This window comes from Gracilimonas sp. (assembly GCF_031581265.1).
GTDB lineage: Bacteria > Bacteroidota > Rhodothermia > Balneolales > Balneolaceae > Gracilimonas.
Genome location: NZ_JAVLBQ010000033.1, coordinates 1 through 21923, shown reverse-complemented (window position 1 = coordinate 21923; position 21923 = coordinate 1). Strand labels below are relative to the sequence as shown.

General features: G+C 39.5%; 18 protein-coding genes and 1 pseudogene. 15 read left to right on the top strand and 4 right to left on the bottom strand.

The window, feature by feature from the left end; genetic code table 11:
* Position 1: 1 nt before the first annotated feature.
* The 3 genes from RI561_RS11195 to RI561_RS11185 are packed head-to-tail and all read left to right on the top strand — an operon-like array spanning position 2 to position 2800.
* On the top strand, positions 2 to 823 hold the full coding sequence (locus tag RI561_RS11195; protein WP_395080330.1) for a phosphatidate cytidylyltransferase: 822 nt from the start codon (positions 2 to 4) through the stop codon (positions 821 to 823).
* The gene (locus RI561_RS11190; protein WP_395080329.1) at positions 810 to 1844 is read left to right on the top strand and encodes a dipeptide epimerase; all 1035 of its coding nucleotides are present in this window, start codon (positions 810 to 812) and stop codon (positions 1842 to 1844) included. Before RI561_RS11195 ends, RI561_RS11190 begins: the two co-directional genes overlap by 14 nt.
* A 59-nt stretch (positions 1845 to 1903) precedes the next feature.
* On the top strand, positions 1904 to 2800 hold the full coding sequence (locus tag RI561_RS11185) for a TIGR01777 family oxidoreductase (RefSeq protein WP_395080328.1): 897 nt from the start codon (positions 1904 to 1906) through the stop codon (positions 2798 to 2800).
* Positions 2801 to 2808: 8 nt separating this feature from the next.
* On the opposite strand, the gene RI561_RS11180 is transcribed toward RI561_RS11185, so the two are convergent.
* Positions 2809 to 5451, bottom strand: a complete 2643-nt coding sequence (locus tag RI561_RS11180) for a hypothetical protein (protein ID WP_395080327.1) — start codon at positions 5449 to 5451, stop codon at positions 2809 to 2811.
* Between the two features lie 107 nt (positions 5452 to 5558).
* Here RI561_RS11180 and RI561_RS11175 point away from each other — a divergent pair, with 107 nt between their 5' ends.
* The 7 genes from RI561_RS11175 to RI561_RS11145 all read left to right on the top strand — a co-directional run bounded on the left by RI561_RS11175 (position 5559) and on the right by RI561_RS11145 (position 15214).
* Positions 5559 to 7661, top strand: coding sequence for a BatA domain-containing protein (locus RI561_RS11175; protein ID WP_395080326.1), 2103 nt, complete (start codon positions 5559 to 5561; stop codon positions 7659 to 7661).
* Positions 7661 to 8245 carry a hypothetical protein gene (locus tag RI561_RS11170; protein ID WP_395080325.1) on the top strand — a complete coding sequence of 195 codons (585 nt, stop codon included), beginning with the start codon at positions 7661 to 7663 and terminating at the stop codon, positions 8243 to 8245. The genes RI561_RS11175 and RI561_RS11170 overlap by 1 nt, the downstream gene beginning before the upstream one ends.
* Before the next feature lie 15 nt (positions 8246 to 8260).
* Positions 8261 to 9550 (top strand): GTPase HflX, encoded by a 1290-nt coding sequence (gene hflX, locus RI561_RS11165; RefSeq protein ID WP_395080324.1) that lies wholly within the window; start codon positions 8261 to 8263, stop codon positions 9548 to 9550.
* A gap of 2 nt (positions 9551 to 9552) precedes the next feature.
* Entirely contained in the window at positions 9553 to 10218 is a 666-nt protein-coding gene (locus RI561_RS11160; protein WP_395080323.1) for a CBS domain-containing protein, read from the top strand.
* Between the two features lie 87 nt (positions 10219 to 10305).
* Entirely contained in the window at positions 10306 to 13251 is a 2946-nt protein-coding gene (locus RI561_RS11155) for a tetratricopeptide repeat protein (protein WP_395080322.1), read from the top strand.
* Positions 13248 to 14534, top strand: coding sequence for a 3-phosphoshikimate 1-carboxyvinyltransferase (gene aroA / locus RI561_RS11150; RefSeq protein ID WP_395080321.1), 1287 nt, complete (start codon positions 13248 to 13250; stop codon positions 14532 to 14534). The genes RI561_RS11155 and aroA overlap by 4 nt, the downstream gene beginning before the upstream one ends.
* Positions 14535 to 14650: 116 nt before the next feature.
* Positions 14651 to 15214: an NADPH-dependent FMN reductase gene (locus tag RI561_RS11145; protein ID WP_395080320.1), complete on the top strand. Its 564-nt coding sequence runs from the start codon at positions 14651 to 14653 to the stop codon at positions 15212 to 15214.
* Between the two features lie 6 nt (positions 15215 to 15220).
* Here RI561_RS11145 and RI561_RS11140 read toward each other — a convergent pair whose 3' ends face one another.
* The 3 genes from RI561_RS11140 to RI561_RS11130 all read right to left on the bottom strand — a co-directional run bounded on the left by RI561_RS11140 (position 15221) and on the right by RI561_RS11130 (position 18210).
* Positions 15221 to 15925: a response regulator transcription factor gene (locus RI561_RS11140; protein WP_395080319.1), complete on the bottom strand. Its 705-nt coding sequence runs from the start codon at positions 15923 to 15925 to the stop codon at positions 15221 to 15223.
* Positions 15915 to 17648: a sensor histidine kinase gene (locus RI561_RS11135; RefSeq protein WP_395080318.1), complete on the bottom strand. Its 1734-nt coding sequence runs from the start codon at positions 17646 to 17648 to the stop codon at positions 15915 to 15917. Before RI561_RS11135 ends, RI561_RS11140 begins: the two co-directional genes overlap by 11 nt.
* A gap of 175 nt (positions 17649 to 17823) precedes the next feature.
* On the bottom strand, positions 17824 to 18210 hold the full coding sequence (locus RI561_RS11130) for a response regulator (protein WP_395080317.1): 387 nt from the start codon (positions 18208 to 18210) through the stop codon (positions 17824 to 17826).
* Between the two features lie 784 nt (positions 18211 to 18994).
* Here RI561_RS11130 and RI561_RS11125 point away from each other — a divergent pair.
* The 5 genes and pseudogenes from RI561_RS11125 to RI561_RS11105 all read left to right on the top strand — a co-directional run.
* On the top strand, positions 18995 to 20200 hold the full coding sequence (locus RI561_RS11125) for a tyrosine-type recombinase/integrase (RefSeq protein WP_395080316.1): 1206 nt from the start codon (positions 18995 to 18997) through the stop codon (positions 20198 to 20200).
* Position 20201: 1 nt separating this feature from the next.
* A complete protein-coding gene (locus RI561_RS11120) occupies positions 20202 to 20912 on the top strand; it encodes a hypothetical protein (RefSeq protein ID WP_395080315.1) in 711 nt (236 codons plus the stop codon).
* Positions 20913 to 21003: 91 nt separating this feature from the next.
* Complete coding sequence (locus RI561_RS11115) at positions 21004 to 21210, top strand: helix-turn-helix transcriptional regulator (protein WP_395080314.1); 207 nt, start codon at positions 21004 to 21006, stop codon at positions 21208 to 21210.
* Between the two features lie 87 nt (positions 21211 to 21297).
* Positions 21298 to 21564 carry a hypothetical protein gene (locus tag RI561_RS11110; RefSeq protein ID WP_395080313.1) on the top strand — a complete coding sequence of 89 codons (267 nt, stop codon included), beginning with the start codon at positions 21298 to 21300 and terminating at the stop codon, positions 21562 to 21564.
* Positions 21554 to 21923 (top strand): annotated as a pseudogene (locus tag RI561_RS11105) (hypothetical protein); the annotation flags it as partial. The gene RI561_RS11110 and the pseudogene RI561_RS11105, both read left to right, overlap by 11 nt.

Sequence of the window (21923 nt, the reverse complement as noted above, 5' to 3'; positions counted from 1 at the left end):
TTTGAGTGAGTTGCTTAAAAGAGTGCTTTTTGCTGTTCCGGCAGCTACTCTGTTTCTGTATTTGACTTGGCTGGGAGATTGGTATTTCAAGGGATTCATTATTTTTATTGGGTTCTTCATCTTACAAGAAATGATGAGGATACTGGCCAGTTCAGGACAATTTACGGATCAATATTTTCCCTATACCATCGGCCTTTGGATAATGTTATATCCATTCATCCCCTACGCTTTTGAAATAGGTTTGGGTATTCTGCTTTTATTTGTCGCCATCCAGACTTTTGACCGTACGCAGGAAAGTATTACAAAATTAAGCACCTCTTTTTTTACAGGAATATACGCTCCGGTCGGTTTACTGTGCCTGATGCTGATCCGCGACATAGGCTCAAATGAAACAGGTTTTGTATTAACCGTAGCCACCATGTTAATGATATGGGGAGGAGATATCTTCGCCTATTTTGGCGGGAAAAGTTTCGGTAAAAATAAATTAGCACCAGATATCAGCCCAAATAAAACATGGGAAGGATTCTTTTCGGGATATTTGGGATGTTTTGCGGGACTCGCTTTAGCTTTATATGCAATACCTTTGGAGACAGATTTAACCCTGGAATTAGCACTTCCATTAATTTTACTTGTGGGAACGTTTGGTCCGGTTGGAGACCTCATAGAAAGTAAAATAAAAAGGAAAGCAGGAGTGAAAGATTCGGCAAATTTATTTCCCGGTCATGGCGGATTTTTTGATCGGTTTGATGCGCTTTTACTGGCTGCACCTGCGGTGTACATTTATATAAAACTGATCCAGGATTTTGGCTATGTCACATTTTGATGTCAGCTGGAAAATAGTCCCTCTAAGCCTCAAACATGCGTTTACCATATCAAGAAGTTCAAGGACAGAGGCGAGAAACGTATTCTTATCAATTAGTAAAAATGGAATTACCGGCTACGGAGAAGCAGCACCAAATTCACGTTATGAAGAAACACCCGAAAAGGTAATTGAGTATTTCAGAGCACTGCCAACGCATCTTTTTGATGAAATAAGTTCACCGGAAAATCTCCCCCAAAAGTTGGATAATTCAGAGCTTCCTTCTATACAGTCGGCAAAAGTAGCTATCGAAATGGCTTGGTTAGATTGGTGGGGGAAATCACAAAATGCGCCGTTGTGGAAGTTATGGAAAGCAAAATCTCCGGTAGGCCCCGTCACCTCATTTACCATTGGGATAGACAAACCGGAAATAATGCAAAAGAAAATTGAAGAAGCAGCGCATTACCCGGTATATAAAATCAAACTTGGTACAGATCGTGACCGTGAAATTATAAAAGCCATTCGGGAAGTGACAACCAAGCCACTTCGGGTAGATGCAAACGAAGGCTGGAAATCACTTAAGCAAGCAAAAAGAGAAATAGAGTTTCTGTCTGATCAAAATGTTGAATTCATAGAACAACCCATGCCGGCTTCTTGTTTGGAAGATATGAAACAGCTGAAGATGTGGTCACCACTGCCGTTAGCGGCTGACGAAAGTTTTGTTGGTTCTGAGAATCTCCTGGAAATTTCTGAAGCCTTTGATATCATCAATATAAAATTGATGAAGATCGGGAGTTTGATAAAGGCTCGTAATGTAATTTCCAATGCAAAAGATATTGGGCTTAAAGTGATGATAGGATGTATGATCGAAAGCTCCTTAGCCAATGCAGCCGGAGCACTTATCGCTTTGGAAGCAGACTATGCTGATTTAGACGGTCATTTACTGATTGATAATGATCCTTTTGAAGGCCTATCAGTTTACCCAAAAGGAAATGTGGCTTTATGTGACAATTTGGGTTTAGGAGTTTCAAAGTTGGACTTTTAATAAACGAATATTGGTTAGGGTATTAGATAAATCATAACAATAAATTATCGCAACCTTACATGAAAGTACTTATAACAGGTGGAACCGGTTTTATTGGTGAAGAACTGCGAACCATGTTACTTAAAGAAGGACATAATCTGGTCATCGTGACGAGGAGTCCCAAGAAATACGAAGATGAAAATGCCAAAAACCAGCGATTTATTTCATGGGAGGCTGATCTTACAAATGAAATGAACGAAGTGGATGCAGTGATAAACCTGGCCGGAGAAAATTTATTTGGTCAGCGATGGACTGATGAGGTGAAAAGACGTATTAAAAGCAGTCGGGTAGAGTCAACAAATACTCTTGTGGATGCTATGAAAGCAGCAGAGAATAAGCCGGAAGTATTTGTGTCTGCTTCGGCATCCGGAATTTATGGAGACCAAGGCGATCAGGTGCTGGATGAAGAAGCAGAAATTGCGAATGATTTTTTAGCTGAAGTTTGTAAAGAATGGGAGGCTGCTTCACAAAAAGCGGAAGAGTTTGGGGTTCGGGTGGTAAATCCGAGAATTGGGATTGTGTTAGAAAAGGGAGGTGGAGCTTTAGAAAAAATGATTCCTCCGTTTCGGTTTTTTGTGGGAGGTCCCATCGGTTCAGGAAATCAGTATATGAGCTGGATTCACCGAGAAGACTTATGTAGAGCATTGATATACCCCATACAAAATGAGGACATGAAGGGAGCCTATAACCTTTGTTCACCAAACCCCGCAACTATGGATGAATTTGCTGAAACTCTTGGTGGAGTTATGCAGCGACCATCCATATTAAGAGTACCAAAATTTGCCCTCAAAATGGTATTGGGAGAAGCAGCTCAACCGGTGTTAGACAGTGCACGAATGCAACCCAAAAAACTACAAGTTTCGGGGTTTGAGTTTAGATATGAAGAACTCGAAGAGGCTTTAGCTGATATCTTATAAAGCAGACTTTATTGTTGACTATCTTGTTTTCGATTGATGGTCCAGCATCTAAGTCCCTCTCGTGTTTGTGCTATTAGCTCAACCAAACCATCTCCATCTAAATCTTTGATAACGGGGTATTTCATCCCGGAAGTTGGGAGATCAAATAATCGCTCATCGGTAAGTATATCCCAGCCAAAAAGTCGCCCAAATTCTGCCAATGCTAATAATTCCTGATTTTGATCCGAGTTAATATCCACGATCTGAGGGCTGAAAGAGGTAGAAGAAGGCTGTCCTAAATTTTTAACAAATCGAAGTACGCCTTTTTTATTCAATAAAAAAACAGCCCCGTTTAGGCCTTGGGTCACGAATAAATCCTCCCTGTAAAAACCGGTTGAGTCTTGTAATAGCACATTTTCTTGCAGATGTACGGAGGTAAGTTCGGAATTAGAGACGTATAGCGAGCGTACGGAGATAGAATCTTCAGAAACTACAGTGGCGAGTGAATCAGCAAAAGAAGGGTTCTCACCAATGGAATATATATAACCATCAGCGGCACTGCCTATTATTTGATTTTCTACAATAAGAGGACTTCCGGAGAAATTAGCATTTACAAACTGAGGATAACCGGGGCGGGTATCACCGCTTCTGAGCCAGCTGTGTAAAGTGTTTTGGGAGTAGGCCCATAAAGACCAGGTACCATTTAATGAGTCAAAAGCTGGTGTGGAGGTAACAACGGCGTTGGTGTTTTTAGGCCAGCCGCGAACGTTTTCTCCACGTCCGTCAAGCACATGAACTTTACGATCTTCTGTTGCAACTACAATTTCTGGAACTCCATTTCTAAGTACATCCTGGACTAAAATAGGGGCTGAAATTTGTTCACCCAGTTCCATCGGAAAACGAGGCAAAAGGTCGCCGGCTTCATTCCAGGCAAATATTTGAGACCCGGCAGCTAAAAACACTATTTGTTGGTTGTTGCCATACCAGTCGTATAGTACAGGTCCTCCTACAGGAGTTAGTCCATTGGTTGAAGTTTGCATAGCTATGGTTCCATCGACGGCTAAGCTGTAAACCTCACCACTTTGAGTGGCAAAAATAATTTCCTCCAAACTGCTGCCTACAATATCCCCAAAAACGGGACGGCCGCTTAATTCAAAATCTGAAAGAGGAAGCACCCATAACTCTTCATACGGAAGGGCTGAACCTTCATCCATGTAACTGTTGAAGGTTAAGTCCAATGCATCGCCTTGGGTGGTCATGGTTATGGAAGTAATATCAAATCGATTTAAGATGCCTGAGGCAAGACTCTGTTGCTTAAGTTCAGGGGTGATGAATCGCAGGAATTCATCATTATCAGCCCACGCAAAACCACTGATCTCACTGGGTAAACTGTTATAAACAGAGGAATAGGTTTCATCATAATAAATAACACGTCGCCTGATTCTGTCCGCATTTACGCTTTCTGCGAGACCTTTTCGGTTTGCTATTACCACTATATTATCTGAGAAGCTGATGTAGATATCCCGTAAAGTATTTAATTCCGAAATAATTAAATTGGCCAGTATGCGACTGTTCAATTGATAAGTATCGTCCGGCTTATTGACAAAGCCACTGTCAGCCAAGACCTCAAGTTCACGAACCAAAGCTTCTTTGTTGTTAGTTTTTCGCATCCATAAATACTCGCCTGATTCCAACACCCCAGATTGTGAAAAGGCTACAAAAGCAAATTCAGCATTCAGTGTTTGTGACAACCGCTGATACGTATCCAGGTCATTCAATAAAAGAGAGTCGAGGGGAGTAATTAAATTATCATTGGGTTCTAAAGGGACAGAGGGGGGCGGCAGCCTGAAGAGAGCAAATGCTGCTGCATTATCTGAAATATGTCGGTCTAAAATAATGGGTCTGTTTTCGAATGAAAGAGCATCAATTAATAAGGACCGATTGCCTTTTAACGGTATTTGTCCTGATAGCTCGTAATTGTTGACAGAATCAGCACTGGCACTCAGGTTTAAGGTGACCGGAGAGGTACCGGTAAATTTATTTAGAATTGAAGGACGGTTTTCAACTAAAGCAAACTGTTCTAACCAGCGGTCCAGTTTAGGGGTATTTAAGGTTAAGCTGCCCGTAGGTGGATTTTGCTGAAGTTCAATGGATGGATCTTGCCCGATATAACTTCTTATAGAATTTTCAACCAACAAACTTGATTCGGAAAGTACCAGGTAATCTTTAATTTGAGCTGCAAAAACTTCTCCCCGATTAAAGAAAAGTTTGTGAATTCTAAAACCATTAAACTCATAATTATTTTGAGTAAAAGGCTGATAGAACTGAGGAGCCCAAGAATTAATCCTGCTGTCGGTAGATTCAGCGACCCATAAAATATTAGAATAAACCGATGTTGCCGGAGTTAAAGCTAAGGCCTTGACTTGGAAAAGGGAGCTAATTTCTTCATTAAGCCCTGAAATTTGTTGTAATCCGGTAGGAGTTAAATCATCCAGGTAAGAGGCATATTCTTTGGCTACAATATCTTGTACATTCAAGCCCGATTCAGGCACTACTACAAAAGTAGATTGTTCAGGAATTAATGCAACCCAATCTTTATTAGGAATGGAAGAACAACTGATTAGTTGCGTTAGAATGAAAAAAGTAATTAAGAAGTAAGTAAATCGTTGCATCAATTAGAAAAAATAGCCTGTTTGTGGTGTTCAGTTGTTAGAGCTAATTTCGAATTTCTGAAAAAGTTCCAGTATAAAAAGTAAAGGTAACATTTTTTGAGCGCTAAATGAGTTTTCTAAATCCATTTTTTTTATTTGCACTGGTTGCTATAGGTTTACCGCTATTAATTCATTTATTGAATATAAAACGGCCCCAAAAAGTAGCATTTTCAACCCTCGCTTTTTTCAGGGAATTGAAAAATACAACCATTCGTCGAATTCGCATAAAGCGATATATCCTTTTATTGCTTCGTCTTTTAGCTATTGCAAGTTTAGCTTTAGTTTTGGCTCGTCCTTTTTTACCGCCGGGATTATCCGGAGGCGGTTCATCTCAAGCTCCTGCTCTTAACGCTATTTTATTGGATAATAGTATCAGTATGAGCAGGATTGGGACAAATGGACCACTTTTTGATTATGGCAAAGAAATTATATTGGAAATTGAAGAATCGGCAAAAGATGAAGACCGTTTTATCTTTCAGGTAACAAATGGTGAAGGGGAATACAATACCATTTTAAGCCATGCAAACTTAAGAGGTGTTGTAGAAGAGGTTGAAATTGAAAAGGCCGGAAATTTCATTGCTAACAGGATGAGTGGGCTAATTGAGTCGGTTCGTGAAGCACCTTATCAAAACAAAAATATATTTATCATAACAGATGGACAATACAGCCAACTCCAGGAATTACAAAGTTTGGAGGTTGAAGATCTTACGATCACTATTATTGATGTAGGAGATGTGGATGTGCAAAATACCACAGTAACAAATCTAACCACCTCTACCAATATGATTGGGGCAAACATACCATTCACGCTAAATGTTGAGCTGGCAAATAGAAGCGATGTAGCGGCCGTAAATCAGTTTGTGAGCCTGGAGTTTGAAGACCAAAATGCAGGACAATACTCGGTTGCCCTTGATCCCAATCAAAGAGAAACGTTTACCTTTGAGATTACGCCTTCAAAAACCGGTTCGTCAAAAGGAAAAATTATTATTGAAGGGGACGAATTTCAGCCCGATAATGAATACTACTTTACAGTCCAAGTGCCGGAAACGAGAAAGGTGCTTTGGGTGAGTGAAAATGAACTTTCCAGAGAATTTATTTCTTACACAGGAGCTATGCTGCGAGTGGCCGGCGATAGTGATGCCCAATTAGAATATGATGAAGCAGAACCTGATGTATTTGAAACAGCAAACTTGAGTAACTATGATGCCATAATTTTAGATGGTGTTGAAACCATCCCTGAGTATAGTTTTCAACCATTACAGGAATTTGTACAAAGCGGAAATGGGGTTTTATTTTTTCCGGCTGAAGATGGTGAAATCAGCAATTACAATAGCTTGCTATCCCAATTTAACGCCGGACGCTTTGGGGGTATTCAAGGTGAATATGCGTCTTTTAATTCTGTGGCAACAGCCAGTCAACTGCTTGAAGATCATCCCGCGTTCTCCGGTTTATTTGAGCGGGAAGAAAGTGAACAACTTCGGTTTACAAATCCGGACATCTATTATTACCTGAGATTATTAAAACCAAATTCCGGAACAGGTTTCGATTTGCTGACATTGAATAACGGAGATCCCTTAGTATATGAAAAGAGATTTGGAGAGGGGTCATTAGTGGTAGCCTCTATTGGTAACAACCCGGCATGGTCAAATTTTCCGGTGAATCCATTATTTGCTCCATTCTATTATCGTTTGATACTGTATTCGGCTTCGTCTGATCAAGGTGGATTTGCAAATCATCAGCTGGGGAATAGTTTCAGCTGGCAGGGAAATATTGATGGTGAAAATGCCGTTATCGAAATTGAAGAGGAAGAAATTAAACCAAATGCTGACATTGTATCTTCCGGTATTCGGCTTCAATATCCTGCCAAAGAGTGGACCCCGGGTTGGCTTACAGTCACAGATGGAGAAAATGAATACATTTTATCAGCAAACTTGAAAGCAGGAGAGTCGAATTTTACTACAACTAACGAAGATCAAATGAGCCAATTGTTGGAGGATGTAGAAGTGAATTGGGTAAATACGGGGGAGCTGAATGAAGAGGAATTACAAAGTGAAATCATGGCTTCAGGATTTGGTAAGGAAATTTGGAACTGGTTTATGTTAGCAGGCTTGTTATTTTTAATAGCAGAATCATTGGTAGGCATGTGGTATAAAGCAGAGCAGGTGAGTTAATGGAAGAGATATTAGCCATATTTTTTAGAGGAGTAATCGTATTATTTACGGTTGCTTCAACGTTATTGGCCGGGTATTCATTACAAAATAAACTTCGGCTCAGAAAAGTACGCTTGAGTTGGAGAGCCGGAAAACTGCAAGGATATCCCTTATTTGCGACCATTTTCTTAGGCATCATTTTGGGACTTTCAACTATTGTATTGTTTCAGCAAGAGACAACGCGATTCCCCATTTTTATAGCTTATCTATGGATTGGGGGAATGTGGTTTATAGCAAGTTACCTGGCTTCAAAATACTATATCACCGATTATGGAATCGTTAAAAATATCAATGAGCCTTCCCAAACAATTCCCTGGTTTCAAATTTTAGATTATGTAGAGCGCCCCAAAAAAGGAGGAGTAGAATACCTATTTAACTATTCAGAAATGGATAAAACCCTCATTGATGGATACCAACAGTTAAAGCTGTTTGTACCTGAGAACAAATATAATGCAGTAAAAAAAATTGTATCTTTAAAGTTAGAAAATAAGTTCGAGGAAGATGATATCCCGAACATTGACCTCAAGAGAATTCAAGAAGAATAATTAAGTAATACACATTTGTTAGACGACGTTAAAAATTCCGACATTGAACGAGAACGAGTTGCATTGGTAGGTCTCTACGGACCGGAAACAACCCGTTTTCAAGCTGAAGAATATTTAGATGAACTTTCATTACTGGCTGATACAGCCGGCGGTATAACCGCAGAAAAAATATTACAAAATAAAACGCATCCTGATCCATCAACCTACATCGGTAAAGGAAAACTGGCTGAGTTGAAACGTATCATGGAAGAGAAAAATATTGATACGGTAATCTTTGATGATGACCTCTCTCCCACACAACTTCGAAATGTTGAAAAAGGCACCGATGCCAAAGTATTAGATCGAAGCTCGCTCATCCTGGATATTTTTGCATCCCGGGCTAAAACAGCAGCCGCTAAAACACAAGTTGAGCTCGCTCAACTACAATACCTGTTACCGCGATTGACACGCTACTGGACTCACCTGTCTCGTCAAAAAGGGGGAATTGGAACAAAGGGACCCGGTGAGACACAAATTGAAACAGACCGAAGATTAATTGGCCGGCGCATAGCAGTACTCAAAGATAAGCTTGAAACGCTTAGCAAGCAGCGAACAACACAGCGAAAAGGCCGAGAAGGGATGAATCGTATTTCCCTGGTTGGATATACCAATGCCGGTAAATCTACCCTCATGAATGCATTGACTGAAACCGGGGTGTTTGCGGAAGACCGATTATTTGCTACCCTTGATTCAACAGTTCGCCGTCATGAATTGGAAAATCATACGATTTTATTATCAGATACGGTCGGTTTTATCAGGAAATTGCCACATAATCTTGTTGAAAGTTTCAAATCTACTTTAGATGAAGTTCGGGAAGCCGATATTTTATTGCATGTAGTTGATGCTTCCTCAAAGATGGCACAAGAGTATATTGAGGTTGTTGAAGAAACCCTGGAAGAAATCAACGCAACGAATAAAAGAACGATACTGGTTTTCAATAAGATAGATAACATTGATTCTCACCGGATATCAGACTTGAAGCGATCATATCCAAACGCTGTATTTGTTTCAGCTGAACAAAGAATTGGGTTGAAAGAACTTGAAAATAGTATTGAAGATATGATCGAACTTGATTATGGTCGACATACCATGCAAATTCCAGTTTCAAAATACAAAGCAGTTGCTTTTATTCATGAGAAAGCCAATGTAGAGGAAGAAGCCTATGAAGGCACCGATGTTGAGCTTACATTCAGTATAGCCAATAAAGATTTTAAACAATTATCCCATTTGTTGGATACTATTGGTACCAACGGTGAAGTTGTATAACTATGTTAGTAAAAGAAATCCTAAATACCGATATATCACCGCTTGAACTGAGCGATACGGTAGCAACTGCCTTAATGAAAATTGAGCTTTTGCATACTACTAAGTTCTGTGTAGTCGATGAAACCGGTAAAATTATAGGCATGGCTTCTCTCGAAAAACTGATTGAGGTTGTAGATGAAAATTCTGCTTTATCAGAAGTAGAGTTGGATGATCCGCTATTTGTACCGGAAAATCAGCATCTGTTTGAAGCTTCACGAGTGATGTTGGCCAAAGAATTGTACCTTATGCCCATTGCAGATAGCGAGAGGAATTTCCAGGGAATGATTAAAAAGCGTGATATACTCACTGCCTTGGGAGATCTCTTCAATTTATCAAGTTTTGGATCTGTAATAGCCGTTGAATTAGGGCAAAATGATTTTACTTTATCAGACTTGGTCAGAATTATAGAAATGGAAGGCGCTAAAATTTTAGGTATTGCAGTACAGCAACCACGGGCAGAAAACCCATTTTACAGAATTTCATTTAAGCTGAATTTGGAAGATTCTTCCGTAATCAGTTCAAGCCTTCGCAGGTTTGGTTATACCGTGGTATCAGAAGCCGATAGCGAAATATTAGAAGAAAATTTTTCTGACCGTGCCGACGAACTTATTCGTTATCTTGACATATAAGAAGTAACTATTAACCAATTTATCTGATCGAGTTTAATGCCCTCTGTCCTAAAAAGCTGTACCGCTACTATTCTTATTTCTTTATGTATGGTGAACTTGATATCAGCTCAGGATATTCAGTCACCTTCAAGTCAATTGTTCTCCGAAGGAGTTGATTTATACGAAAACGGATTTTTTGAACAAGCGGCTCAAAAATTTCAAGCTTTCAGCTCAGAATACCCTAATCATGATTTGCGAATTTCCTCCGATTACTACTTAGCACGGGCAAATACAGGTACTGATTCTGTAAAAATTGAAAGCTACTACAAGAATTTCATACTACAATACCCTGGAAGCGAACACTCAGAAAAGCTGCTAAAAGATTTAGGTCACCGATATGTAGAAGCCGGAGATTATGAAGGAGCTATAAACTATTATCAGCAAGCAGTGGATTCTTGGATGAATACTACCAATGCAGCCGAAACCCAATACTGGATTGCTGAAGCAGCAGCTGAAAATGAAGATTACGCTGCAGCCCGTACTTATTTTATGGAATTAGCTGAAGCTTATCCCAGATCAGACTGGGCCCCCAAAGCTTTATACGCTCGCGGGCGGCTATTCTTAACCGATGAACTTTATACAGAAGCTTCTGAAGGATTTGAAGTCCTAAGAAACCGTTATCCAAATAATCCGATTACAAGGCGTGTAGGAACTGCTCTTGGAGAGTCCTACTATCAGCAGGGTAAGTACCAACAAGCCATAGAAGCCTTACAAAGTGAGTTAACCTACTTAGATGATGAGTCGCTGATTAAGGCGTTATTTTTGATTGCTGAAAGTCAAAATTACCTGGGTGAATATAGCGAAGCATCAAAGACATACCTTCGCTACATCAATATGACTAAAGACACTCCTGAGGAACGTATAGCCCATTATGGGTTAGGTTGGGTGTATCATAAACAGGAGATTTATCACTGGGCAGCAGAGTCATTTGGTCAAGCAGCTGTAGGTGAAGATGAAGTGGCTCGTAAAGCGTTGTATTACAAAGCGGTAAATGAGAAATTAGGCGGGCAATACGGGAAGTCTATCAATTCTTTTCGCGAATTTGGAGAACGATTTAAATCCGGTTTATGGGTTGAAAAAGCATATTATGAATGGTCCATTTCAGCATTTGAAGCCTCCCGATATGGAGAAGCTATTGAAGTCCTGTTAGATTTAGTACGAAGTGATACCGAACTGGAAGAGCCTGGAAAAGTATATACGATGCTGGGGGAAGCCTTTTTTGCAAATGCGGAATATACACGAGCTATTCAGGCTTTTGAAGAAGCTGAGGCGGTTGGTGATTTAGATCCCTCCCTCAAGCGACAAGCCCGTTTTCAAAAGGCATGGATTTTATATCGAAATCAGGCTTATGAGCAAGCTCAACCTATTTTCGAAACAGTATATACCGAAGCTCCAAACTCAGAAATAGGAAGGGAAGCTTTATTTTGGAGTGCTGACAGTTATTATAAAATGAATCAGTTTAGCAGTGCGGCTCAGCGTTTTAAAATGTATGCTGATAATTATCCTGAAAGCGATATGGTTGGAGCTGCATTGTATTCTTTGGGGTGGAGTCATTTCCAGATGGGACAGTATGAACAAGCCGTAGGTCCTTTGCGAGACTTTATTCAGAACTATGAACCCCCTTCAACAGCTTTGTTTCCATATGACACCGATACCCAGCTCAGGATAGGAGATGCTTACTACGCAATTGGAAACTACAGGGAAGCCATAGAAAGTTACAACAAAGCCATAGGAGCAGAACCCGGCGGAGATTATGCCATGTTCCAGGTTGCAAACAGTTATTACCGGGCCGGCCGCACTTTTGATGCGGTTTCTACATTTAGGAGAACGTTGCGGATTTATCCCTTTAGCAGGCTTCGGGAGCAAGCACAATACAACATTGCTTATATCTACCTGAATACCAACAATTACTCTCAGGCCATTGAAGAATTTCAGACAGTTATCAATAAATACCCCGGCACGGAGTGGGCCGCTCGTTCACAATATAACATTGGTGATTCTTATTATAATGCGGGAGAGTATGAACAAGCCATTCAGGCGTACAAGAAAGTGCTGGATCAATATCCCAAGAGCGATTATATCATAGAAGCAATTAACGGAATTGAATATGCTCAACTTTCAGCAGGTCAAACCGATAGTAGTTCTGCGATTCTGGAAGATTTTTTAAGTGACAATCCTACCAGTTCAACGGCCGATCAGCTTCGCTATCGGCAGGCATTGAATGCTTTTCAAACCGGAGATTATGAAAATGCAATTCGTGAATTTCGTCAGTATTTGAGAGTAACGAATTCTGAAGAACTCATGCCCGAGGCCTATTCTAATCTTGGAGAATCTTACCGGCAGCTAAATCAAACTGAAAACGCTATTGAAGCATACAGAAGTATTGTTGAAGAATTTCCCAACCATGATCTTGCGGCATCTGCGTTAACTTCTTTGGGGAGTTTAAATTTCAGTAAAGGGGCATACGGTGCATCACATGCAAACTATGCTCAATTGTTAGAAACAGCTCCACGATTCCGACAGGAAGCTTTTGTGGGAATGGGGAACGCGAGTTTGGCACAAGGAAATATTGAGCAAGCCAAAGAAGAATATGAATCAGCATTACAAATAAATGAAGATAATGAAGCAGCTAAAGTTGGTCTCGGTAAGGCTGCTATCCAAGAAGAAGAGTTTGATAAAGCGCAAGAGTTGTTAGACCCCATTGCTGATCAAAACAGTACTGAAATTGGTGCAGAAGCCCAGTATTATTTGGGTGAAATTTTGCAAAAGCAGGAAAACTACAGTGCTGCAATTGAAGAATATGGAAGAGTGAAAGTTTTATTTGAAGCTTTCGATATTTGGGTCTCTGAAGCTATGTACAACAGCGCGGTATGCCACATCCGATTAGGTAACCGTGGTGAGGCTATGACTATTTTAAATTCCATTTTGGATACTTATCCCGGTACGAGTGCAGAAAGCAAAGCGCAGCGCCTACTCAATCAAACAGATTCATGATTAAATCCGTTAAGCCGGTTAGTTCTTTAAAAGGAGAACTGACCTTACCTCCCGATAAATCAATTTCTCAGCGTTCGGCTATATTTTCTTTACTTCATGAAGGAGTTTCTGAGGTTCAGAATTATTCCCCGGCGCAAGACCCACAAAGTACACTTCGTTGTGTTCAGCAGCTTGGGGCTACGGTAAGTAAAGAAGATGATCGACTCATCATAAAGGGATTGGGTAGAAAGAACATCAAGAAGCCTGAAAGTGATTTAGATTGTGAAAATTCGGGAACGGCCATGCGTTTACTTTCCGGGGTAGTGGCCGGAGCTGGGATTTCTGCAAAATTGGTTGGGGATGCTTCTTTGAGTGAACGTACAATGACTCGTATCATTAATCCCCTGGAAGAGATGGGAGCACATATTTTAGCAAGGAATGGTGCTTATGCCCCACTATTTGTGAATCGACACGAACCGCTCAAGCCACTCAAATTCGAGTTACCCATTCCCAGTGCTCAATTGAAGTCTTGTGTGTTGCTGGCAGGTTTATTTGGGGAAGAAGTTACCCAGGTCATCGAAACACTGCCCAGTCGCGATCATACTGAGCGTTTACTGAATTTAGATCAAAAAGTAGTACATGAGCGTAAAATTATATCTGCCAGTTTAGCCGATGAGATTCCAGCCCAAACCTATACCATTCCAGGTGATTTTTCTGCTGCAGCATTTTGGCTGGTAGCAGGAATTATTCAGAATAATGCAGAATTGGTTATTAAGAACGTTGGTTTAAATCCAACAAGAAATGCATTAATTGAAATATTAAAAGAGATGAATGCTCAAATTCACATAGAAAATGAGCGCATGGAAGGAGCAGAACCGGCAGGAGATCTCATTGTAAAAGGATCAGATCTAAAAGCTATTAATCTGGATCCAAAACTCATTCCCAATTGTATTGATGAACTACCGGTGTTAGCAGTGGCAATGCTTTTTGCTGAGGGTACTTCAGAAATTTCCGGCGCCGAAGAATTACGGCATAAAGAAACAGACCGCATTATGGCAATTTCGGAAATGCTGAGTGCTGTCCAAGCTAAATTTGATGAAAAGGAAGACGGGATAATAATCCACGGAGATCCTGATTTTACTTTTGAATCTGCTGAATTTGAATCTTTTCATGATCATCGAATAGCCATGGCTTCTGCGGTTCTTGCTCTCAAAGGGAACAAAGAAAGTACTATTAATGATGCAGAAAGCGCGTCAGTTTCATATCCTGCATTTTGGGATGATATAAAACGGATTAGCATCTAAAAAATCTTCAGTTCTGGGACCTGTTCAAAATAAATGCTTCTTCATGCAGATGGAATGATTTTAAGCTGTAATTGGTATTTTCAGGAGCAGATTAAGTTAAGTCCAAAATAATTCAGATGAATTTAAAAATAATAAGCAGTACCGACCGCCCAAATTCCAATGCACTATTGGTTTCAAATTATGTGCAAAGACTTTATGCAGCGCACGGTGTTGAAGTTGAGGTATTGAGTTTAGAAGATTTTCCATTGCAACACGTAGTGGGAGGTAAATACGGTAAGAACATTCCCCAAGTTGAGGAATTTATTGATCCGATTATAAATGCTGATGGACTCATTTTTGTGATACCGGAATACAATGGCAGCTTCCCCGGTATATTAAAAGTATTTGTTGATTATCTGCCATTTCCCGAAGCTTTCGAGAAAATGCCGATGGCTTTTATAGGAGAGGCCAGTGGTGCCTTTGGTGGATTGAGATCCGTTGAACAGTTTCAAATGATAGCCAATTACAGGAATGCTCTGCAATTTCCTGAACGAGTGTTTATTTCTCGTGTAGAAAAAGAGTTAGACGAGGAGGAGGGGTTGTCCGATTCTTTTAAAGAAAAATTATTGAATTCTCAGGTTGAGAATTTCATAAAATTTGTAGAGTCGGTTCAACAAAAAGAAATTGACCAACTTGTTTGAGCAAATTTAGTTATTTCGAAGCATGTAACCGACTCCGTGAAGCGTAATCAAATATCTTGGATCATCCGGGTGGACTTCAATTTTTGCTCTCAATTTTGAAATATGGACGTCTACGGTTCTGGTGTTGGTGCTGAACTCATAGCGCCAAACTTTTTCAAGAAGCTCATCTCTTGAAACTGGTTCATTAGCACTTTTCAGTAAATACCGAATCAGTTCAACTTCGCGGGAAGTCAATTCAATTTCTTCACCATCCGGCCGATGTACTACCGATTCCTTTAAATCAATTTTGACATCTCCGAGTTGTAAAATATCAACCTCTCCGGAGGTAGAGTAGGTGCCGGCACGTCGCAGTCGAGCCTCAATACGAGCCAATAATTCCTTTACGCCAAAAGGCTTGGTGAGGTAGTCATCAGCTCCTAACCCTAAGCCTTTCACTTTGTCAGGTTCTTGATCTTTGGCAGTAAGTAAAATTACCGGGAAGGTAAATTTTTCATCCCGTATTTCTTTTAAAATATCATACCCACTTTTATCAGGAAGCATGATATCCAGGATCATGAGGCTGGGCTTATGTTCTTTCACCATTTCCAATACTCCGGAACCATCTTCATTTACGAGTACATCGTAGCCTTCAGTTTCAAGGGTATCACGAAGAGTGAATACCAAACTTGGTTCATCTTCAACAACAAGAATTTTAGTTCGTTTATCCGACATGTTCAGTGTGCTTTTCAATTTTTTGATTTAATGAAGCAGTGTCTTCGGTTTTTTGTACCGGAGCAGGGTCAACATTTTCATTCTCTAATTTAGGAAAACTTAGAATAAAAGTGGTGCCTTCCCCAAAAGTACTGCTTACTTCTATATCACCACCATTCATATCTACCATATTTTTTACAATGCTCAGTCCGAGTCCATGCCCTTTAACTTTGTTGCTCATTGAATCAGAGTCTTCTACGCGATAGAATTTTTTAAAGATGTTTCGTTGATCCCGTTTCCGAATACCAATTCCGCGGTCGGTTATACTTACAAATACATGTCCTTTGTCAGAGGAAACCTGAAATTTGAAATACTTATCTTCGCTACTATACTTGATTGCATTTTCAGTGAGATTGCTAACGATAGTTTCAAAGTTATCGCTGTCTAACATAGCTAAAGAGCTTTTATCACTTGCTATAAACTCAACCTCAAATCCTTTATTTTCAATATACTCTCTATTTTCAACAAGATAGTTTTTGAGTAAATCGTACACACAATAGGGGGCTGATTTAATCGAATTCTGCCCGGAATCAACACGTGCAACATCCAATAGTTTTTCGATCATACTTCGTAATCGAATAGATTCATTGTGGATATGTTCTCCATACTGTTTGAGCCGTTTACCTTCAGTTACTCGTCCATCAGAGATGTTTTCACCGGCAGCCTGCATTACGGCAAGCGGAGTTTTTAATTCATGCGTTACATTTGCCAAAAAGCTGGCCTGACGTTGTGCAAGTTGCCGTTCCCTTTGGGCAGTGAAAAACATAAAAAGCAAAGCTCCTGTTAAGAAAAGCATGGCTACCCCTAAAACAACTAAATTTTTGACTAAGGTAGCGTTATAGGTTGTAGTAACCGGCGATTTTAAAAAAGCCATGTGTATTGACCAATTATCAAAAAAGCCCGAGCCGGAAAATCCCATCCGGTGATCTACAATATCAGAGTCGTATTCAATATCGGGATCGTTAGTGGCGAGAATATCACCGCCCGGCCAACTTCGAACCCATACAGCGATACCGGATTCATCACTGTCTTTGAAATAGTTAGTAAGTATAGGTGGGAATACTTCGTTGATAATATAGTCTTTATCTAACAATAGGGTTATATATCCCAACATTCTGCTTTCTGATACATTAATTAACCCAATATTGAGGCTACGGTGGGTATCAAATTCCCAGTCATTATTCCATCTGTAATTTAGATCATTAAGTTGAATTTTTGTTTTTGTACGAACCAGTCCAATGCCGTCGCATATTAGCTCTGGATAGTCAGAAATAGAATTTATTTTATTTTCGGTGGGATCAAATTTATAAACAGTAGTATTCCGGCCATCGGCGCAAAGATCGGTACTTTCCGGGGTATAATATATCCCATCAAAAAAGGGACTTTGAGAGGACCTGGCTAAAACTTGAGTGATGTTATTAGGCAGATTTCCGGTTTGTTCCAACGTACTATTAATAGGTTCCAGCTCTAACCGGTGTAACCCCCTGAGTGGTTGTAGAATCTGGTACATAACATTATCGTTGATTTCATCAAGTTGGTCTATACGCCTGTCTTGTTCATTTTCAACCATACGGTCACGCAGGTCATATAAAGAGAGGACGTTCATTCCGGTCAAAGCTATGATGGCCAACAAGCCACACATCAGCAAAATCCAACGAAATCCACGGTTTCTGAGTATTTTCATATTCTTGGTCATTCTAATCTATATAACTTAATATAGCATTCAGAGAATATTATTAAACTCAAATTTGGTAAAAATTTTACCGGAGAGGCTGCAGAAAGATTGCCAAATTCTATAATGGAACCATGTACTGATTCTGTAAAAAAAGTATATCTATTTAATATGATTAGCTATGTAATTAATCGTGAATTTTATTGAAGTTTCTCTCTATAGACTCTTTTAAATCGTTAAACTCAATAGGTTTAACTAAGTAGTCAAGATAATCAGTTTCTTTGGCCCTTTGTACGTGATGGGGGTCAGAGTTACCTTTGATGTAGATAACGGGAACATCGGAAAACTTTCGTATTTCTTTCATAGCCGTAATACCATCAATCTCCCCTTCAAGAGAAATATCCATCAAAATAAGGTCGGGATTAATTTTTTTAGCTACCTCTATAGCTGTTTTTCCATAAACCAGCTCACCCTCTGCGTCATACCCCAATTTTTCTAAGTAGCTTTCATACAGAAGGTTCAGTATTAAATCGTCTTCAACGATCATTACTGTTTTTTTCTGACTTTTATCCATATGTCCTATTTGTTCAGTTACTGAAAAATACCATTAACCATAAAAATAACACGATTTGACGTTAAACAAAATTAAGTGAGAATAAAAATTTAGTAGGATTATAAAATGAATAGAGAACGAATATCACACAGTAATTTGCATATTTTTAAAATGATAAAGGCAGTATTTAGAATATCGGTCAAAATAGATGTTGCCATTAAAGATGGCCTGAATACACAAAAACACTTTTTTAAGCTGCTGGATGCAGTTCTATTCGAAGGGAGGCGTAAAATCTTTAACCGAAAAAGGAAAGCAATAGATGCTAAAGTACCGTTTTAAAATCTGGAAGTAATTCAGGTATTGGAAGATCGCAGAGAGGTTCAGAAGAAAACGGCGTCTTTTCCGATCTGGAGTGTGATTTTATTTCCTGGTATGAGGTTAAATAAGAGTACAGTAAATAGATTTTCTTGTTCCGATCTTCTCCCTTGTAACGCTATTGTAACTGTGCTATGAATATTCTGAAAAACAAAAAAGCCCTACAACTCTCTAAGTAATTGAGCTGCAAGGCTTTTAAGTACCTCGGGCCGGACTCGAACCGGCACGGACATTGTAATGTCCATTGGATTTTAAGTCCAAAAAGTCCAAATATCTACCTGTTTCAACTTCTCCGTAAATGTAACGTAAATCTTTGCCTATCAGTGCTTAAAAGGTTATTATCAGTTTCGAGCTGTAACGGGGTATAACGTTATTTTGTTACCCCAGTGTTACCCCAGAGATTCCTGGGGTAACAGAAAATGAGCACATTATGGAAAAGAACTTAACAGATGCTTACGTCAAAACCGTAGCATCACCTAAACGAATAGAGATATTTGATACTTCTAAATCAGGACTGGCTTTGAGGGTTAACCCTTCAGGGTATAAATCGTTCTTCTACAGGTATCGCTTTGGTGGAAAGATCAAACGCTTCACTATTGGGGGTTACCCATCTGTATCATTAGCTGAGGCCCGGCGCCGTGCTGATGAATTGCGCGTTCAGGTACATGCAGGGGAAGACCCTCAAGGGGAAAAGCAGCGCCTTAAAAACAAAGAGGCACCTAAAACTATCGGAGAACTGGCCGATCTATTCGAAGAGGAATACATAGAACGAGAGCTCAAAGAGAGTACCCAATCATCGTATAAATCTCGATTGAATAAAATAAGGAAGAAGTTTAGTAAGTACTCTGTGGATGAAGTCACCAGGGGAGATGTGAAACGATTCCTGAAAAAGATTGCTGATAAACAGCCTTACAATGCCAATCGGGTCCAGGCAATTTTCTCGAAAATGTATTCTTTTGCATTTGAGGAAGAGTACACAGACAATCACCCTCTCAAACGTCTTTCAAAATTTGGAGAAGAGGAGACCCGGGACACTAATTATTATCCTGAGGATATTAGAAACCTTTGGCAAGCTATGGAAGAGGAGAGGGAGCCAACACAAAGTCTTATAAAATTGTTGCTTATTACCGGCCAGAGGTTGGGGGAGACATCCCGTATGAAATGGGCTGATATTGATACAGAAAATGCTTTGTGGATTATTCCCAAAAAAGAAACCAAAGGAGATCGGGTACATGTAGTTCCACTTTCTGATAAAGCTATTGAAGTACTTGAACGGTTACATGAACTCACAGGAGAAAAGGATTATGTATTTAACTCACCAAAGAAAGACGGCCAGCCACTTTCTTACTTTCGGCAAGTAATGGACCGGATTGAAAAAAGAGCAGAACTGGAAGATTTCAGGCTTCACGACCTCCGGCATATTGTAGCTACCAACATGCAGCGATTAAAGATCGACTTCATGCACATTGGGAAAGTGCTAAACCATAAGGGTATGGCTAAAGAGTATATCGTAACCTCCAGGTACATTGATTACGATTATCTGGATGAGAAACGGGATGCACTTCAAAAATGGAGTAATGAACTGGATCGTATTATTTCAGGGAAGAAAGCTAATATATTTAAGATAGGTGGGTGATATGGAATTTAATGAGGGTACAAAAGAAAAATTGCTGGAATGGTATAAAAATGAAATTGAGGATTTTAAAAAAACTAAATATTCAGGTATTTCAAATGGACAATTAAGAGGATATGTACAAATCTATAATGTTGAAATTTCAACTGTAAAGTCATTTGATGAAGAACAAAAAAATTTAATCTACAGTAAAATTGAGAAAGCAATAATGGAAATAGCCAATGATAAAAAAATACTTTTTAATAACAGCGGTGAAATGAATTTCCATGTTGAAAAGTGGTTATTTGAGAGTTCTATTAAGGAATCTTTCTATGAAAAAGGTTTAAGTCAACTTTCTGAGGAAGTTCTCATTCATTTAAGCGAGTCAGTATTTGTAGCGGATCCTTGGAACAATAAACCAGAAGATGATACTGAGTTTGAGCGCCGAAGATTGTGGTGGTTGGGTGTTGAATTAAATAGACATGCTATTCTATTTGACAAAGCTTATCGAAAAGAAATTATTGGTGAGATGACACTCTATTCTAAAACAAATGAGGTAAAGCCTAAAGATAAATGGGAGTGGATAGAACAAGAATATGAAAATAACAGAGAGAATTTTAAGAATGATTCTGAGTGGGCAATTCAAACACTAAAAAAATTTAAGGATAAGTTTAAAACCTCAAAAGGTAGTGCTATTTCAATGAAAAGGTTCGGCAAGTACAAAGGGAGGCATTAGCTTTTCAGGATTTTTCAGTGAAAATCTTCTGAAAAATCACCCATCGTATTAGGTTTCTGTCAGTTACAACACCAACCCAAACGTAATTGATATGAGCAACTTAAAAATTATTCGCATCCAGGACTTAGCTGACCGCCTTTCAGTCAGCCGACAAACAATTTGGAGGCTCTCCAAAAAAGATCCAAACTTCCCGCCAAAGGTCCGACTTACCGGGCAATGTGTGGGCTTTAGAGAAGATGCCGTAGAAGCTTGGCTCGACTCCAGAACAGAATCATCAACTGAAGAAGTAGCGGCATAAAAAAGCCCGACTGTTAGAGCAGTCAGGCAGGAAAAGAGCTTTTATAATATACTCTTTTCCGTAAGCACTTCAAAAAGGAGAAGAGCCATGGATGTATTCTATAAGATACCACAGGAGAGTAATGAAGTATGTACTTGTATTGGAAATGCAAGGCGTGATGGTAAAAACATTTCTACTACAATAGCTACAGCCTCAGGTTACGTTAGAGATGCTATTCTGCAAGCCTTAGAAGGGCTTGAGGAAACGTACTGCGAGGAATGCCAGTGTAAGTTTAAAGCTGGATTCTTTGAAGAAAAGCAGAGAAGAGAAGAAGCAATTAGCATTTCAAAAGTGGAGGTTGCTAATGGCATATAACGGATGGATAAAATTACACCGGAAGATTGTAGATAGCAGAGTTTTTGCAAAGCCTGAGATGTTAAAACTTTGGTTACTATGTTTAATAAAAGCCAATCATGATTCAGCCTGGGTTGATATTGATGGATTAACGGAACCTGTGAAAGTAGAACCCGGACAGTTTATTACTGGCAGATATGCACTTCATAGAGAATACTACCCAAAGAAAGTTAGGGATATGAAATCAGAGCTTACGCTTTGGAGGTGGCTTCAAAAATTAGAGAAGTGGGGAAACCTGAACATCAATTCGTACACCAAATATAGTCTTATGGAGGTGTCCAACTGGGATAAATACCAAGTTTCGGAATCAGGTAAACAGC

What these genes read in the sequence shown, in the direction of transcription:
- RI561_RS11170 (WP_395080325.1), top strand. Translation starts at nt 7,661, where the DNA reads ATGGAAGAGATATTAGCCATATTTTTTAGAGGAGTAATCGTATTATTT.
- RI561_RS11115 (WP_395080314.1), top strand. Translation starts at nt 21,004, where the DNA reads ATGAGCAACTTAAAAATTATTCGCATCCAGGACTTAGCTGACCGCCTT.
- aroA (WP_395080321.1), top strand. Translation starts at nt 13,248, where the DNA reads ATGATTAAATCCGTTAAGCCGGTTAGTTCTTTAAAAGGAGAACTGACC.
- RI561_RS11110 (WP_395080313.1), top strand. Translation starts at nt 21,298, where the DNA reads ATGGATGTATTCTATAAGATACCACAGGAGAGTAATGAAGTATGTACT.
- RI561_RS11175 (WP_395080326.1), top strand. Translation starts at nt 5,559, where the DNA reads ATGAGTTTTCTAAATCCATTTTTTTTATTTGCACTGGTTGCTATAGGT.
- RI561_RS11180 (WP_395080327.1), bottom strand. Translation starts at nt 5,451, where the DNA reads ATGCAACGATTTACTTACTTCTTAATTACTTTTTTCATTCTAACGCAA.
- RI561_RS11155 (WP_395080322.1), top strand. Translation starts at nt 10,306, where the DNA reads ATGGTGAACTTGATATCAGCTCAGGATATTCAGTCACCTTCAAGTCAA.
- RI561_RS11185 (WP_395080328.1), top strand. Translation starts at nt 1,904, where the DNA reads ATGAAAGTACTTATAACAGGTGGAACCGGTTTTATTGGTGAAGAACTG.
- RI561_RS11120 (WP_395080315.1), top strand. Translation starts at nt 20,202, where the DNA reads ATGGAATTTAATGAGGGTACAAAAGAAAAATTGCTGGAATGGTATAAA.
- RI561_RS11145 (WP_395080320.1), top strand. Translation starts at nt 14,651, where the DNA reads ATGAATTTAAAAATAATAAGCAGTACCGACCGCCCAAATTCCAATGCA.
- RI561_RS11135 (WP_395080318.1), bottom strand. Translation starts at nt 17,648, where the DNA reads ATGAAAATACTCAGAAACCGTGGATTTCGTTGGATTTTGCTGATGTGT.
- RI561_RS11140 (WP_395080319.1), bottom strand. Translation starts at nt 15,925, where the DNA reads ATGTCGGATAAACGAACTAAAATTCTTGTTGTTGAAGATGAACCAAGT.
- RI561_RS11160 (WP_395080323.1), top strand. Translation starts at nt 9,553, where the DNA reads ATGTTAGTAAAAGAAATCCTAAATACCGATATATCACCGCTTGAACTG.
- RI561_RS11190 (WP_395080329.1), top strand. Translation starts at nt 810, where the DNA reads ATGTCACATTTTGATGTCAGCTGGAAAATAGTCCCTCTAAGCCTCAAA.
- RI561_RS11125 (WP_395080316.1), top strand. Translation starts at nt 18,995, where the DNA reads ATGGAAAAGAACTTAACAGATGCTTACGTCAAAACCGTAGCATCACCT.
- RI561_RS11130 (WP_395080317.1), bottom strand. Translation starts at nt 18,210, where the DNA reads ATGGATAAAAGTCAGAAAAAAACAGTAATGATCGTTGAAGACGATTTA.